The sequence below is a fragment of the Xanthomonas sp. WHRI 7065 genome (assembly GCF_040203115.2).
Taxonomy (GTDB): domain Bacteria; phylum Pseudomonadota; class Gammaproteobacteria; order Xanthomonadales; family Xanthomonadaceae; genus Xanthomonas; species Xanthomonas arboricola.
Genome location: NZ_CP168194.1, coordinates 4,193,460 through 4,208,631 on the forward strand (window position 1 = coordinate 4,193,460; position 15,172 = coordinate 4,208,631).

At 63.4% G+C, this 15,172-nt stretch carries 12 protein-coding genes; 2 read left to right on the forward strand and 10 right to left on the reverse strand.

The genetic code is table 11. The features are described 5' to 3' along the window. Positions 1-2: 2 nt before the first annotated feature. From ABQY64_RS17365 to ABQY64_RS17395, 7 genes are all read right to left on the reverse strand, one after another. Entirely contained in the window at positions 3-1,193 is a 1,191-nt protein-coding gene (locus ABQY64_RS17365; RefSeq protein ID WP_349780652.1) for an acyltransferase, read from the reverse strand. Positions 1,194-1,292: 99 nt separating this feature from the next. Continuing rightward, positions 1,293-3,089 (reverse strand): DUF2142 domain-containing protein, encoded by a 1,797-nt coding sequence (locus tag ABQY64_RS17370; protein WP_349780653.1) that lies wholly within the window; start codon positions 3,087-3,089, stop codon positions 1,293-1,295. Then, positions 3,086-4,069, reverse strand: a complete 984-nt coding sequence (locus ABQY64_RS17375; protein ID WP_349780654.1) for a glycosyltransferase family 2 protein — start codon at positions 4,067-4,069, stop codon at positions 3,086-3,088. The genes ABQY64_RS17370 and ABQY64_RS17375 overlap by 4 nt, the downstream gene beginning before the upstream one ends. Positions 4,070-4,188: 119 nt before the next feature. Further along, positions 4,189-5,559 (reverse strand): pyridoxal-phosphate dependent enzyme, encoded by a 1,371-nt coding sequence (locus ABQY64_RS17380; protein ID WP_039513649.1) that lies wholly within the window; start codon positions 5,557-5,559, stop codon positions 4,189-4,191. 287 nt (positions 5,560-5,846) lie between these two features. Then, positions 5,847-6,065 (reverse strand): YdcH family protein, encoded by a 219-nt coding sequence (locus ABQY64_RS17385; RefSeq protein ID WP_002814034.1) that lies wholly within the window; start codon positions 6,063-6,065, stop codon positions 5,847-5,849. A gap of 345 nt (positions 6,066-6,410) precedes the next feature. After that, positions 6,411-7,301, reverse strand: a complete 891-nt coding sequence (locus ABQY64_RS17390) for a membrane protein (RefSeq protein WP_016900966.1) — start codon at positions 7,299-7,301, stop codon at positions 6,411-6,413. Beyond that, positions 7,298-7,681 (reverse strand): DUF4398 domain-containing protein, encoded by a 384-nt coding sequence (locus ABQY64_RS17395; RefSeq protein ID WP_039525328.1) that lies wholly within the window; start codon positions 7,679-7,681, stop codon positions 7,298-7,300. The genes ABQY64_RS17390 and ABQY64_RS17395 overlap by 4 nt, the downstream gene beginning before the upstream one ends. A gap of 98 nt (positions 7,682-7,779) precedes the next feature. On the opposite strand from ABQY64_RS17395, the gene ABQY64_RS17400 reads away from it, so the two are divergent. Then, positions 7,780-8,913, forward strand: coding sequence for a PilT/PilU family type 4a pilus ATPase (locus ABQY64_RS17400; RefSeq protein ID WP_016900968.1), 1,134 nt, complete (start codon positions 7,780-7,782; stop codon positions 8,911-8,913). Between the two features lie 271 nt (positions 8,914-9,184). Here the strand turns inward: ABQY64_RS17400 and maiA are convergent, their stop codons facing one another. Together maiA and ABQY64_RS17410 are read right to left on the reverse strand one after the other, a co-directional pair. Beyond that, positions 9,185-9,850: a maleylacetoacetate isomerase gene (gene maiA, locus ABQY64_RS17405; protein WP_349780655.1), complete on the reverse strand. Its 666-nt coding sequence runs from the start codon at positions 9,848-9,850 to the stop codon at positions 9,185-9,187. Between the two features lie 43 nt (positions 9,851-9,893). Then, positions 9,894-10,952, reverse strand: coding sequence for a fumarylacetoacetate hydrolase family protein (locus ABQY64_RS17410; protein WP_172837857.1), 1,059 nt, complete (start codon positions 10,950-10,952; stop codon positions 9,894-9,896). Between the two features lie 308 nt (positions 10,953-11,260). Between ABQY64_RS17410 and ABQY64_RS17415 the strand changes: the two genes are divergently transcribed. Next, on the forward strand, positions 11,261-12,649 hold the full coding sequence (locus ABQY64_RS17415; RefSeq protein ID WP_349780656.1) for a DEAD/DEAH box helicase: 1,389 nt from the start codon (positions 11,261-11,263) through the stop codon (positions 12,647-12,649). Between the two features lie 222 nt (positions 12,650-12,871). Here ABQY64_RS17415 and ABQY64_RS17420 read toward each other — a convergent pair whose 3' ends face one another. Next, positions 12,872-15,157 carry a transferrin receptor-like dimerization domain-containing protein gene (locus ABQY64_RS17420; RefSeq protein ID WP_349780657.1) on the reverse strand — a complete coding sequence of 762 codons (2,286 nt, stop codon included), beginning with the start codon at positions 15,155-15,157 and terminating at the stop codon, positions 12,872-12,874. Positions 15,158-15,172 lie beyond the last annotated feature (15 nt).

Here is a 15,172-nt window from a genome sequence, read left to right on the forward strand (position 1 = left end):
ACTTATGCGACCGTCCCCTTTGAGTCAGACGCTGGTGCCGACCGTTCGGGGGGCGAAGCGGGACCGGGTGAGCGCTGCCACTTCCGAAATGCCACAAGCGATGCACTACGGATTCGCTCGCTCAGGCCCACTTCGAGATAGCGGTAGGAAACCGCAGATAGGCACAGAGAGAGGGCGCACAGGACCAGCATGAACCAAACATTGTTCATCCATGGCGCCGTCTTCTCCCCCCAAAAAATCTGGTATGCCGGATGAATGACGAATGGATGGACCAGATATAGCGAGAAAGAAACGTTGCCGGCCCAGACTAGGCTGCGCGGCCAACGGATATCCATCGTCTTGCTGCCTATCGTCAGCGCGAAAAGCAGCAGTGCGTAAGGCAGCGCCCAACCGGTAAAGCCGAACTTCGACGAGACATCGTTCAACAGAAACCAGATCAGTGCGGTCAGCGACGTGACCGAAAACAGGCCTGCGGCCACCGTAGACAGCTTGAACCGGGACAGATAGATGCGCCCAATGACCACGCCGACAAAAAACTCCCAGAGCATGGGGTTTGTGGCAAAGTTGATCGGGCTGTTGAACCCGTAGTCGACGTATGCATCGAGTGACGGCCTGGCCACGGTCATGGGCAACGCAATCAGAAGCACCACGGCAATTGTACTGAGCGCAACCCAACGTAACCGGCCAAACATCAGGGAGAGGCCGAACAACGCGTAGAAGTAGACCTCATAGTTGATTGTCCAGCCAACATGCAGCACTGACCCACCAAAGTAAGGAGCACGAGAACCGAAGTTGGTGGGAATCATCAGCGCCGATCGAATGATCTGATTGACGTCAGTCATTATGTCGATGTGTCCAACGTAGCTTCCCAAGAGCAACATCATGGGCACATACAACAGTGTGGCGACGAAATATACCGGAAATACTCGGGCAATTCGCTTGATCAGAAACGTACAGGTGTCGCTAAAGCCCCCAATAGCATTGCGGGTTGCATAAACCATGATGAACCCGGAAATCATGAAGAACAGATCAACGCCGGACGCACCCACCATCGAGAACACGTGCTCGACGCCTGATTCCTTCGACCGGGGCTGATAACCAACTCCGTGATAAAACACCACCAGCAGCGCAGCAACGCCGCGCAAAGCTTGAATTACATCAAGCTTGTCAGCGTTCTTCGGCTGATAGTTCATGTTGTGTCCCCAGATTGTCAGCAGTTTACCAACGCAATCGATATCGAGGCCAAACTAAATGGCAGGCTGGGCTGCAACTCCGCGGCTACGCCCCCTCGGTTATGGCTCCGGACAACCTTGTGCCAACAACGCTACATGTTTCTGTGTATGCATTAGCACGCAGCTCCGGATGCTGTCCTTGCCATGGCTTTCCCAGATACTCACTCCCATGCCATCACGAGCAACGACTTCGCCACCCACGTACGGCTTACCTTCTAGCACGAATTCCGCATAGCCGTTATCCACCAAAGGCGCCAGCTCGAATGGGACCACCGTTGTCGTCCCATCGTGGGTCCAGACCCGCAGTTCCGCCTGCCCCTTGTGTCGCGCCATGTAAGTACCAAATCGTATGCCGATCCGATCCAATGGCGCCGGGCTGTCTTGTTGCGCCGGGGAAAAGTGAAGTTGTACGGTCTGGTCGCCGGTCAATGGTGGAGAAGGCTTTAGCTCGAACGCGTCCTGCACCATCTGAACGGGAACAGTGTAATAGCGCTGCACAAGTAAGGCGGCCGACGAATAGGCCGTCACACATAACATCAATCCAGCCAACATATGGCTAGCCTGGAATTGAATGCTGTTGCGCGGGCGATGGTCGGCGGTCAGTGCCATTACCAAACACATCAGTGGAATCAACAAATAGCGGCCCTGCACGCCATCCACGGTCGGAGAAGCAGGATCCGTCCACTGAACAAGCAGCGCCAGGAACGTCATGAGAATTGAGCCCGCGCAAATAACGACAAGGGCCGAACGAGGCAGTGCCTGACCACGCCATTCATCGAGGTTGAGCGAAAGCGCAATAACGGCAAACAGCGCGATTGCAGCAAATTTGTAGAACCCCGGAGAAAAAGGAGTATCAAGCCAACCCAGCACACCGATGAATGAAACCGAGTAGAACGACATGCGCCCCATATCGGTCCAAGTAGCATAGAGGATAGAGAAAAGCTCCCCCGGGTGGGACACGAAATGCAGGAGGCGTCCGGCGTGATCCAGTTGCCGCCCTCCCGCCGGGTACACCGTTGTCTTTACAGTGAACAGCGTCCAGGCGACGACAAACACAGCAATGGCAATTGCGATATACAACTGGCGACGCTCCCTGACCATCCACCATGCCAGGAACGGCAGTAGCAACATCGGCAACATGTTTGCCCTACAAGCGCACAGCAACAGCACGCCGATGGAAAGCGCGGCCATGGTCCAGTTGGATGCTTCATGGCGATCCACCGACACTCGCATGAAAGCACAGATGCTTAGAAGAGCGACCGACGTCGCCATGGGATCCAGCACCGCCGTTCCAAACAGGAACAGGTTCATGGGAAGCGCAAGCAGCACTAGGATCGCTGCTGAGGGACGGTGTAGCCGGAAAGCGAGCATCAAGAGAATGCCGCACGTCAGCAATTCCAGCAGGCGCGCCAACCGATAAGACTTGCCAACACTGAGGTCCAGCGCTTTTCCCATACCAAGGCCCAGAGCCTGCGGCGCGTACATCAGCGGAAAGTAGTACGCCGTACCGACGGCAGTCTGAAACTGGGGTTTGCCTGTCCATTGCAGGTCTCCGGCAGCAAGGAGTTCATCGCTGGAGATCTTGCGAGCCGCCACACCTTTGAGCGGAGTGAATCTTTCCATGTACGCGACCAGGCCGCTGTCCAGATACCCGCCAGACGGCGACCCGTCCACCGACTTCAGTAGTATCTGGCCTTGGCCAAGCATATACGCACGTTTGACATGATCGAACTCGTCCGGCGCCTGGAAAGGCGGCGTTATCGCAGAAAACAGCAAGCTAACCAGCAGTGCGGCCACCAGAAACAGCGGCCATACCTGCGGTGCACGTGCTTCAGACTGAGCGACAACCCGCGTCATGCGTGACGCTCCTGGAGGGCAGACCAGCGAAGGCGAGGATGCACCGCAGTCCGCGGTACCGAGGCAATATCCTGGCCGAAGAAGGCAAGCAATAATTGCACTCCGACCAGTACCGGCATCGCCGCCAACATGACCGTACCGCTGGTGGCCGCTTCGCCCGTTCCAAGGCTGGTCAACCAGTGCTGCAGCCCGTAGACGACCCCGAACGAAAACATCACGATCCCCGCAGGCAGCTCCAGCGAAGCCAGCGACATATTGCGAAGGTAATAGTTGTACAGAATCCTCTTACCGAAGTTGCGCAGGTTCTTGAACAAAAACTCTGTAAGCACCTTCGATATCTTCAAGTTGCTCACCTCATCGGCGTACTTGGCATGCATCGGTACGTCAAGCACCACGGCGCGCAGTGTGTTGAGCCGGAAGAGAATGTCGGTTTCAAAGAAATAGCGGCGGCTGATCCGGTCAAGCGGGAGATGGTAGGCCACATCCCGATGGATAGCCGTGTAACCGTTTGTCGGGTCGAAAAGATCCCAATATCCCGATGACAGTTTAGTTAGGAAAGAAAGCCCCGCGTTGCCAAACAAACGCAGCTTCGGCATCTGTGCAATCCGTTCGAGGTCGAAGAAGCGATTTCCCTTGGTGTAGTCCGCCTCGCCGGTCAGGATAGGGGCGATAAAACTCGGAATCAGGCCAGGATCCATCTGCCCATCGCCATCCACCTTGACGATGATCTCGACTCCGTCGGCAATGGCGGCTCGATAGCCGGTCATTACCGCTCCCCCTACACCTTGATTCTGCTCGTGCCGAATTACCACCACCCGTTCATCCGTGCAATTACTTTCAACGAAGTCGCCACTGCGATCAGGACAGCAGTCGTCTACCACATAAATGCGACTTACTTCCGGTCCCATCTGCGCAATCACGCCGAGAACATGCTGGGTGACTTTGTAACTTGGAATGACGGCGGCAACGGTGGCGGACATGTATGACCTTTACAGACAGCAGAATAGATGAGGTGGGATTAGGCGCCATTTTTGACTTGGCGACCGCACAGTCAGCGAGCCATCCTGCCTTGGGCGGCCTGCTGATTCCAGATGCAAAATCACTGCACGCGGCGGCGCAGGTAGTTGAGCAGGTCGATGCGGGTGATCAGGCCCAGGAACTGGTTGCCGTCCATGACGATGGCGACCTGGCCGCGGTCGAACACCGGCAGCAGCGCCTCGATCGGCGAGGCGACATCCAGGCGATCGAGCTTGCTGACCATGGCGGTGGAGATCGGGTCGCGGAAGCGTGCCTCGTCGCCGTACACATGCAGCAGCACGTCGCTCTCGTCGACGATGCCGACCAGCTCGCCGTCATCGATGACCGGCAGCTGCGAGACGTCGTACAGCTTCATGCGCTGGTAGGCAGTGGTCAGCAGATCCTTCGGTCCGACCACCACGGTGTCGCGCTTGTTGTACGGGCGCAGGATCAGGTCGCGCAGGTCGCCGTGCTGCGGGCGCTCCAGGAAGCCGTTGTCCAGCATCCAGTAGTCGTTGTACATCTTGGACAGGTACTTGTTGCCGGTATCGCAGACGAATACCAGCACGCGCTTGGGCGTGGTCTGCTCGCGGCAATACTTCAGCGCAGCGGCCAGCAGGGTGCCGGTGGACGAGCCGCCCAGGATGCCCTCCTTGGCCAGCAGCTCGCGCGCGGTGTGGAAGCTTTCCGCGTCGGTGATCGAATAGGCCTTCTTGACCCGCGAAAAATCGGAGATGTCCGGCAGGAAGTCCTCGCCGATGCCTTCGACCAGCCAGCTGCCGGACTTCTCGCTGACCGTGCCCTCTTCGATGTACTGGGTCAGGATCGAGCCGACTGGGTCGGCCAGCACCAGCTCGGTGTGCGGCGAGGCGGTGGCAAAGGCGCGCGACAGGCCGGTCATGGTGCCGGAGCTGCCGCAGCCGAACACGATCGCATCCAGATCGTTGTCCATCTGCGCCAGGATCTCCGGGCCGGTGCCGAATTCGTGCGCAGCCGGGTTATCCGGGTTGCCGAACTGGTTGATGAAGTAGGCGCCCGGGGTCTCGGCGGCGATCTTGGCGGCCAGGTCCTGGTAGTACTCCGGGTGGCCCTTGGCCACGTCCGACCGGGTCAGCACCACCTGGGCGCCCATGGCCTTGAGGTTGAATATCTTCTCGCGGCTCATCTTGTCCGGCACCACCAGGATCAACCGGTAGCCCTTCTGCTGGGCGACCAGTGCCAGACCCAGGCCGGTATTGCCGGCGGTGCCTTCGACCAGGGTCGCGCCCGGGGTGAGGTCGCCGCGCTGTTCGGCCGCCTCGATCATCGACAGGCCGATGCGGTCCTTGATCGATCCGCCGGGGTTGGCCGCCTCCAGCTTGAGGAACAGCTCGCAGACGCCGGTGTCCAGGTGCTGTGCCTTGACGATCGGCGTGTTGCCGATCAGTTCGAGTACGGAGGAATGGATCGCCATCGGAATATCGTCACTGCGTCGCGCGGGGCTTGGCCGCCCATTATCCGACGAACGGCTGGGGAATGCTCATTCAGACTGGAACCGATCGCGCCGGCCCGTGAACGGGCGGGCTCAGCCAGCGCTGCGCCACCACCATCGGCCTGACTGCGCGGCCAACAAGTGGACATTGCGCCCTGCCGCCGGGCGCGTGACACGCAGATGCGCAAATAAAGACGCGGACGGTGGCAAGCCGACGAGGAGGCCGCCACCGCCCGCGGCGGTGAACTTGTTCTAGCGGTGGGGAAGGATCAGTGGGTGAGCTGGTCGTACATCCGGGTGAGCTTTTCTTTCGCCTGCAACTTCTCGCGCTTCATCTGGCCCAAGGTTACGTCGTCGATGGGGAGCACCCCGAGTTCGGCATCCATGCATTTCTTGTTCAAGAGCTTGTGGCGTTGGTACAGCTGCTTGAACTCGGGATCGGACTTGACCAATGCGTCGATTTCGGTCTGCGGTTGCCCTTCGAACATGGCGTTACCTCCTTCACTTGAAACACTTAAAACAAGAACGCCCCGGCCGCGGGCGGCACGGGGCGCTGCTTGGGGATGGAAGACTCGCGGATCACAATGGCAAGCGCACTGGCGGAACCAAAAAGCTGTCCACCGAACTGCGTTGATACGTGCCCTTGCGTCACTGGCCCGGCCCTCCGTACTTCCAGGCAGCGGAGTGCTGCCCGGGAGTACGACCCTACGCCGGTCGCGGAGGGGGTTCAAGGCCAGAGCGGCTGCTTTTGCCGTTCCCTGCTTCAATCAGTGACCGCGGTTCAACCAGGCGTCATGCCCGGGTTAAAAGACCTTAACTTCCAACCACTTGCATTACGGCGAGACAACCACCTCCGCAGCGCGCGTCTTGCTGGCGGCGGCCTTGGTGCCATTGACCTGCAGCCGTGCGCTGGCAACACCGGCAGCCACCAGGGCATCGCGTAACGCTTCGGCCCGCTTCTTGGCGGTGGCCGCATCGCTGTCGTAGCCGACGATGCTGACCCGGCCTTTCTTGCCGATGTTCAGATACTCGGCCAGTGCCTTGGCCTGCCCCGCGGCATCGCCGGACAGCGCGGCCTTGCCACCGAAGGCGCCACTACCCAGCGAAAACACTTCGCCGCGGCTGTCGAACTTGGCGGACGGCAACTTGGCTCCGGCCACCAGCTCGGCTTCTTCATGCGCCAGTTGCACCGCTTTTTGCTGGGCCGCATTGAGCTTGGCGGTCTGCTTGCCGGCCACGCTGGTCAGCGCCAGCTCGGCGTCCTGACGGGCCAGGGTCTCCTGTTCGGCCGCCTGACGCATGCGCTCGGCCTCCTCGGCCTGGATCTGCGCCTGCACGCGCAGACGCTCGGCTTCCTGGCGCGCGCGCGAGGCGTCACGGCGGCTGGCTTCGATCAGCAGGTCGTTGCGGGTGCCTTCCAGTCGATCCAGCTCGCGCCGCGCCAGTGCGGTGCGGGCAGTGAGTTCGGCGATTTCGACCCGGCGGTCGGCCAAAAACACCAGCTCGTCGCGGTCGCGCCGCTTGGCCTCGGCCAGCGCCGCCACGCTCTGCTGCGCCTGCAGCCGCTCGAAGCGGGCCAGTTCATTGGTCTGCGGGTCGTTCTGCAGCGCGGCCAGGCGCCGGTTGAGCGCGTCGGCCTGCGGGTCGTCCTTGGCCGCCATTGCCAGCGACGGCAGGGTGCCCAGGCTCAGTACACCCAGATAGAGAAGCGGACGCAGTTTCATCGGCCGGCCTCCCCGGTGTTGAGGCTGTTCTGCAGTTGCGCCACTTCCTTGCGCCGCTGTTCCAGCTGGGCGGTGACCACCGCCTCTTCGCTGCGCGCCTTGGCCAGATCGGCGTCGGCCGCTGCGCGCAAGGCGATCTGTGGCACCTGCTTGCGCTGGCGCTTGTCCAGTTGAGCCTGCTGGGCCTGCATCAGTTCCTGGCGGGCCAGATTGACCAGATCGGGTGCGTACTGGTCGGCATCGGCCTGGGTGGCGCGTTGCACCGCCTGTTCGGCGGCGGTGAGTTCCGGTGCCACCTGGGCGGCAGCAGGAGAGGAAAGAACCATGAAACAGGCGATGCCATACAGGGATCGCCGCAAGTATGCGAAGCTAGCCGTCATTAGGGGAGCCGTAGCGAGAAGTCTCGAGCACGGCCATTGTCGGAAGCCTGCGGCGGACTTGCAACGAGACGCTGCCGTTTGTTGGGGAACCATTGCGCATGGATATCGGCTACTTCCTGAAGCTGATGACCGAAAAGAATGCCTCGGACATGTTCTTGACCACCGGCGCACCGGTGTACATCAAGATCGAAGGCAAGCTCTACCCGCTCGGCAATACGGGGTTGCCGCCGGGAATGGTCAAGAAAATCGCTTATTCATTGATGGACGAAGGCCAGGTACCGCAGTTCGAGCGCGAGCTGGAGCTCAACATGGCCATTGCCCTGTCCGACGCCGGGCGCTTCCGCGTGAACGTGTTCAAGCAGCGCGGCGAGGTGGGCATGGTGATCCGCGCCATCCGCAGCCGGATCCCCAGCATCGAAGAGCTCAACCTGCCGCAGGTGCTCAAGGACGTCATCATGACCCCGCGCGGGCTGGTGCTTGTGGTCGGCTCGACCGGCTCTGGCAAGTCGACCTCGCTGGCCTCGATGATCGACCACCGCAACAGCACCACCACCGGGCACATCCTCACCATCGAGGACCCGATCGAATATCTGCACAAGCACAAGATGTCGATCGTGAACCAGCGCGAGGTGGGCCTGGACACGCATGCCTTCCAAAGCGCGCTGAAGAACGCGATGCGCGAGGCGCCGGACGTGATCCTGATCGGCGAGATCCTGGATGCCGAGACCATGGAGGCGGCGATCGCCTTCGCCGAGACCGGCCACCTGTGCCTTGCGACGCTGCACTCCAACAATGCCGACCAGACCATCGAGCGCATCCTCAATTTCTTCCCCGAGAGCGCGCACAAGAACGTGCTGATGAACCTGGCGCTGAACCTGCGCGCCGTGGTGTCGCTGCGCCTGGTCAAGGGTGTGGACGGACGCCGCCGACCGGCGACCGAAGTGCTGCTCAACACGCCGATGATCCGCGACCTGCTGCGCCGTGGCCAGGTGCACGAGGTCAAGCAGGCGATGGAGGAATCGCTGGAAGAAGGCATGCAGACCTTCGACCAATGCCTGTTCCGCATGGTCAAGTCCGGCGAAATCGAGCAGGAGGAAGCGCTGCGCGCGGCCGACTCGCGCGATGGCCTGGCGCTGAAGTTCCGCCTGTCCGAGGGCGGTTCCGGCGAGCACGACCCGTACGCAGATTACGAAACGGCAGCAGCGCCCAAGATCAGCCACGGCTTTATCTGATCATCGGCAGGTGCGCGGTGTTGCCGCGCACCTGCCCGGCGCGACGGATTGCGCAGGGCTGTTGCCGGCGTACGAGCGGTGGGCACGGTTGGGACAGCGCAGCGGCTAGCTCCGATCAACCCATGAGCGGCCGATGCCCAGTGCGCGGAGACAGCGCGCCCGCCTGTGCGCCGCCCAGCCGGCCGACAACCGCTCGCTACCGGTACCTGCCCTGCCTGGGCTGCGATTCAACGCGGATGTGCCCCCGCACCAGGCAAACGCCTGTCGCCAATCAGCCCGGCACCGCGTCGGCCTGCATTTCCGGCCGCGCCACAGCGAATGCCGGCAATGCCAGGCAGGCCTGTTCGATGCGCTGCAGGATCGGATATGCCGTCAGATCGACGTCGAAACGGCGCGCATTGTAGAGCTGCGGGATCAGCAGGCAATCGGCCAGGCCCGACGTGTCGCCGTGGCAGAAAGTACCGGTATGCGGATCGCCGGCCAACTGCGCTTCCAGCGCCGCAAAGCCGCGCTGCATCCAGTGCCGTGTCCATTGCTGGCGCTGCGCGGCATCACGTTGCCATTCGCGCTCGAAAAACTGGGTGACGCGCAGGTTGTTGAGCGGGTGCACGTCGCAGGCGATCACCTGCGCCAGGGCGCGCACGCGGGCGCGCTCGGCCGGCGCGGCGGGCAGCAGCCGCGCGCTGTCCGGGAACGCGTCTTCCAGATACTCCAGGATCGCCAGCGACTGCGGAATCACCACCGCGCCGTGCCGTAACGTGGGCACCAGTTCCTGCGGGTTGAGCTGCGCGTAGGCGGGTGCATGCTGCTCGCCGCCGTCGCGCACCAGATGCACCGGATGCGCGAGGTAGGCCAGCGCCTTCAGGTGCAGGCCAATGCGCACGCGATACGCGGCACTGGAGCGCCAGTACGAGAACAGTTCCAGTTGCACGCTCATGCCGTGCCCCTTGTACGGTGTTGTGCAGATGCCTGCGCCGGCGTCATGGCAGCGGCTGACGTTCGACCCGCTGTTCGATCGCACCGAAGATGCTGGCGCCATCGGCAGCGAACATCTCGATCCGCACCACGTCGCCGAAGGACAGGAACGGCGTGCTCGGGGTGCCGTCGCGCAGGGTTTCCACCACGCGCTGCTCGGCAAAGCACGAGGCGCCCAGCGTGGTGTCCTGGTTGGCGATGGTGCCGGAGCCGACGATGGTGCCGGCCGAGAGCGGCCGCGTCCTGGCGGCGTGGGCGATCAGCTGGGCGAAGTCGAACTGCATGTCGTCGCCGGCTTCCGGCGCGCCGAACCAGGCGCCATTGACGTGGGTGACCAGCGGCAGGTGCACCTTGTTGTCGCGCCAGGCCTCGTCCAGTTCATCCACGGTGACGAACACCGGCGACAGCGCCGAGCGCGGTTTGGATTGCACGAAGCCGAAGCCCTTGGCGAGCTCGGCCGGGATCAGGTTGCGCAGCGACACGTCGTTGACCAGGCCGACCAGCTGGATATGCGCGGCGGCCTGCTCGGGCGAGGCGCCCATCGGCACATCGTCGGTGATCACCACCAGCTCGGCTTCCAGATCGATGCCGTGGTCTTCGCTGATCACCTTGATCGCATCACGCGGGCCGTAGAACCCGGCGCTGGTGGCCTGGTACATCAGCGGGTCGGTGTAGAAGCTTTCCGGCACCTCGGCATTGCGCGCACGGCGCACGCGCTCCACGTGCGGCAGGTAGGCGCTGCCGTCGACGAACTCGTAGGCGCGCGGCAACGGTGCGGCCAGCGCCTGCAGATCCAGATCGAACACGCCATCGGCGCTGCCCTCGTTGAGCGAGGCCGACAAGGCATTCAGGCGCGGCGCGACATTGCTCCAGTCTTCCAGCGCGCGCTGCAGCGTGGGCGCGATGCCGGTGGCGCGGACCGCGGTGCGCAGGTCGCGCGCGACCACGATCAGGCAGCCATCGCGGCCGCCTTCCTTCAGGGAACCTAGCTTCATGACCGTCCTGTGCTGTGGCTGATCGGTCGATTGTACGGCCTGTCGCAACAGTGGTTGCAACTGAAACAACTGACCCGTAGCCCAACCGATGAACTCGCCTTTTGTGCAGCGCGCCAAACGCGCGTACACTGGCCCGGTCTGCATGCGGCCGTCCGTTTCCCTTAGGGACAGCCGGCGAGGCCAGGATCGATCGATCCGCTCGCCCGCCCCACCCGACGCCTTTCGTGGTGCCGACAAACCCATCGCTTCTTGATTGGGTTGTTCCACCATCTCGCAGCGCGGTTCACGGGAACGCTCCGAGCCTCACTTTTTTGCATATGCAATGCGTTTGCGCTCCGGGCCTGACCTGGCGGCGACGCTTTACTTGGAGCTTCCTGATGTCTTTTGAATCCCTGGGCCTGGCGCCCTTCCTGCTGCGCGCGTTGGCCGAGCAGGGCTACGAAACCCCCACTGCGATCCAGCAGCAGGCCATCCCGCTGGTGTTGGCAGGGAATGACCTGCTGGCCGGCGCACAGACCGGTACCGGCAAGACCGCCGCGTTCGGCCTGCCGCTGCTGCAGCACCTGGGCACCTCGCCGCAGCCGGTCAACGGCCCGCGCAAGCCGCGCGCGCTGATCCTGACCCCCACCCGCGAGCTGGCCACCCAGGTGCACGACAGCCTGCGCGGCTACAGCAAGTATCTGCGCATCCCGAGCGCGGTGATCTACGGCGGCGTGGGCATGGGCAACCAGCTCGACACCCTGCGTCGCGGCGTGGACCTGCTGATCGCCTGCCCGGGCCGGCTGATCGACCATATCGAGCGTCGCAGCGTGGACCTGTCCGGCATCGAAGTGCTGATCCTGGACGAAGCCGATCGCATGCTCGACATGGGCTTCCTGCCGTCGATCAAGCGCATCCTGACCAAGCTGCCGCGCCAGGACCGTCAGACCCTGCTGTTCTCGGCGACGTTCGAAGAGAACATCAAGCAGCTGGCGCTGGAATTCATGCGCAACCCGATGCAGATCCAGGTCACCCCGAGCAACACCGTGGCCGAGAGCATCACCCACCGCGTGCACCCGGTCGATGGCGCGCGCAAGCGCGACCTGCTGCTGCACCTGCTGGCACAGGACAGCCGCGAGCAGACCCTGGTGTTTGCCCGCACCAAGCACGGCAGCGACAAGCTGGCGCTGTTCCTGGAAAAGTCCGGCATCAAGACCGCGGCGATCCATGGCAACAAGAGCCAGGGCCAGCGCATGCGCGCGCTGAGCGACTTCAAGGCTGGCCGCGTGACCGTGCTGGTGGCCACCGATATCGCCGCGCGCGGCATCGACATCGACCAGCTGCCCAAGGTCATCAACTACGACCTGCCGATGGTGGCCGAGGATTACGTGCACCGCATCGGCCGCACCGGCCGTAACGGTTCCACCGGCGAGGCGATCTCGCTGGTGGCGCAGGACGAAGCCAAGCTGCTGCGCCAGATCGTGCGCATGCTGGGCCGCGACGTGGAAATCCGCGACGTGCCGGGCTACGAGCCGCAGACCCCGATCCGTTGGGGCAATAGCGCGCCGGGCCGTGCCGAGCAGCCGGGTGGCGATCGCGCCCCGCGCAAGAGCCACGCCCGTCGTCCGCATGGCGATGCACCGCGTCAGGCGCATGCGCATGCCGGCCCGAAGAAGCCGGGTGGCCAGCGCAGCAGCGGTCCGCGTCAGGCCGGTGTTGCCGCCGGTGCCGGTGCAGGCCGTCGCGATGGTGGCCGTGGCGGTCAGCGTCCGAGCGGTACGCGCTGATGCCTGCGCGCTGGTTTTGGCCGGCGCCGCGGCTTGAAGTGAATTGAAAAAGCCGCCCTTCGGGGCGGCTTTTTTGTGGGCGCAGTTCAGGCGATACGCGTGATGCAGCGCGAAGAAGATGGCGCCCGAGCCTCGTGCGTGCCATCCCAAGATGGCCGCAGTTATACAGCGATCCTTAGGAATGACGGGTGGCTGCGCAAGCAACCACCGTTCGTCGCTCGCCTAGCCTTCGATCAACGCCGTATTACGATCGATCGCCTCGCGATACCGATCCAGCACCGCGGCGGTCTGCACGATGTAGGCATTCAGATCCACCCAACGCCGGTCTTCCAGCGCTTCGCGGATGCCGGGCAAGGTCTTGACCTCGTATCCGGTGGCCAGGCCGGGCGCGTAGATCAGGTTCCGGTACCACGGCCGTCCCGGCAGACCGCCCTCGGCCAGCAGGGTCTGATCGATGCGCTGTAGCGAGGCATTGAGCTTGCCGCGTACGCGTGCATCCAACCCGCCGCCGCGCGATGCCAGTGCATCGTCATAGCGTCTGGCGCTGGTTTGCAGGCGGGTAATGGCCTGATCCAGTGCGGCAAAGTCGATCTGCGGCACCGCAGCTTTCGGCTCGGGGGCGCGTTGCGGCCGGTTCGGGTTATCGATGGCGGCATAGGCACCGGCCTGCAACAACTCGGCCTGGGTGCGAGCGGCAGTGCGGTCGCTGTCGGCCTGCTGCTTGAGCTCCTGCGCGTAGCCGGCCACCGCGTCGGCGAAGTCGCCGAAGCGTTGCGGCAACACCGGCGCGTTGGCGACGCGCAGCACCGTGCGGCCGACCGTCTGCGACAACAGCGGCAGATAGCTGAAATCCGGGTCGATATAGCGCGCGAAATAATCATAGGAGTCGTAAAGCGAGTGATAGACACCGCTGCCGCCGCCCTGCCCGCCATAGCCCAGATCCAGCGTGGTCAGCCCCAGATGCTGCAGGAACGGGCTGTAGTCGCTGCCCGAGCCCAGTGCCTTCAGCGGCACGTCGCCGCCGGCCGCGAGCTGCTTGGCGATGTCTTTTTGCGCCGGCTTGGCAGTGGGTGCCAGCGCGTCGATACGGGCACGGGCGCGTTGCCGTTCGAGCACGCTCACGCCGCTGTCGGGGTCGCGCAGATCTGCCGCCACGCCGTTGACCAGGCGTTGCAGCGCATGGCTGCCGCCGGCATTGAGAAAGCCGCGCCCGTTGCCGTCGGTGTTGACGTACAGCACCGCCTTGCGGCGCAGTTCGTCGGCGTGCTGTTCGGCCCATTCGGTGGAGCCGAGCAGGCCGGCCTCCTCGCCGTCCCAACTGGCGTAGACGAGCGTGCGCTTGGGGCGCTGCCCTTGCCTGGCCAGCTCGCCGATCGCCTTGGCTTCGGCCAGCAAGGCGGTGGTACCCGAGAGCGGATCGGCCGCACCGAACACCCAGCCGTCGCGGTGATTGCCGCGCACCACCCATTGGTCCGGATACTCGCTGCCACGCAGGGTGGCGATGACGTTGTAGATGGTCTTGCTACCCCACTCCGCATCCACCTTGAGATGCACGCGCGCGGTGTCATCGCCGCCGATGCGGTAGGTGATCGGCAAGGCACCGCGCCAGTCCTCCGGTGCCACCGGCCCGCCCAGCGCGGCCAGCAAGGGCTGCGCATCGCCCCAACTGATCGGCAGGGTCGGGATCTTCAACACGCTGCCGGCCTGGTCGATCTTCAGGCGTTCGGCGCCCTTGCTGGCGCCGACGCCCGGGGTCAACGGATCGCCGGGATAGATCGCGAAATTGGCAACCGAGCCGCGTTGCACGCTCCATTGATTGCGCGCCGGGCCATCCGGATACGCACGATCCTGGAAATAACCGTCGTCGCGCGGATCGGAATAGATGATCGCACCGATGGCGCCATGCTCCTGCGCCAAGCGCGGCTTGAGCCCGCGCCAACCCTTGCCGTAGCGGGCGATGACGATCTTGCCGCGCACATCCACGCCGTTGCGTGCCAGCGCTTCGTAATCTTCGGCGATGCCGTAATTGACGTAGACCAGATCGCCGGTGACATCGCCATTGCCGCCGTAGATCACATACGGCGGCAGCACGTTCTCGGTCTGGGTGGAGGTGCTGTCGCCCGGCAGCGGCGGCTCCTTCAACCGCGCGACATACGGCTTGGCCCCGAGCAATTCCAGCTGCGAGCTCCTGGGCGAGGGCCACAGCACCTCGAAGGTCTCGATGCGCGCATCCCACCCGTAGCCGCGCAGGCGGTTTTGCAGATCGCGGGCGTTCTCCAGGTTATGCGGCGAGCCAACGTGATTGGGCGCCGACGACCATTGCTTCAACCAGCCGCGATAATCGGCGTCCTTCAGGCCGCTATCGAAACGCGCTTCCAGCGCGCGCTGCGCCTGTGCGGCAGCGGCGTCGTAACCCGGTAGCGCGACGGGTTGGGCCGCAGGTTGGGCGGCGAGGGAAGGTGCGACAAAGGCCAGGGCGAGCAGCCAGGCATGCGGCGAAGACGTCATCGGATTTCCTTGAAA

Coding starts and splice junctions, on each gene's coding strand:
- ABQY64_RS17390 (WP_016900966.1), bottom strand. CDS start 7,301: ATGAAACTGCGTCCGCTTCTCTATCTGGGTGTACTGAGCCTGGGCACC.
- maiA (WP_349780655.1), bottom strand. CDS start 9,850: ATGAGCGTGCAACTGGAACTGTTCTCGTACTGGCGCTCCAGTGCCGCG.
- ABQY64_RS17375 (WP_349780654.1), bottom strand. CDS start 4,069: ATGTCCGCCACCGTTGCCGCCGTCATTCCAAGTTACAAAGTCACCCAG.
- ABQY64_RS17385 (WP_002814034.1), bottom strand. CDS start 6,065: ATGTTCGAAGGGCAACCGCAGACCGAAATCGACGCATTGGTCAAGTCC.
- ABQY64_RS17400 (WP_016900968.1), top strand. CDS start 7,780: ATGGATATCGGCTACTTCCTGAAGCTGATGACCGAAAAGAATGCCTCG.
- ABQY64_RS17395 (WP_039525328.1), bottom strand. CDS start 7,681: ATGACGGCTAGCTTCGCATACTTGCGGCGATCCCTGTATGGCATCGCC.
- ABQY64_RS17365 (WP_349780652.1), bottom strand. CDS start 1,193: ATGAACTATCAGCCGAAGAACGCTGACAAGCTTGATGTAATTCAAGCT.
- ABQY64_RS17420 (WP_349780657.1), bottom strand. CDS start 15,157: ATGACGTCTTCGCCGCATGCCTGGCTGCTCGCCCTGGCCTTTGTCGCA.
- ABQY64_RS17380 (WP_039513649.1), bottom strand. CDS start 5,559: ATGGCGATCCATTCCTCCGTACTCGAACTGATCGGCAACACGCCGATC.
- ABQY64_RS17370 (WP_349780653.1), bottom strand. CDS start 3,089: ATGACGCGGGTTGTCGCTCAGTCTGAAGCACGTGCACCGCAGGTATGG.
- ABQY64_RS17415 (WP_349780656.1), top strand. CDS start 11,261: ATGTCTTTTGAATCCCTGGGCCTGGCGCCCTTCCTGCTGCGCGCGTTG.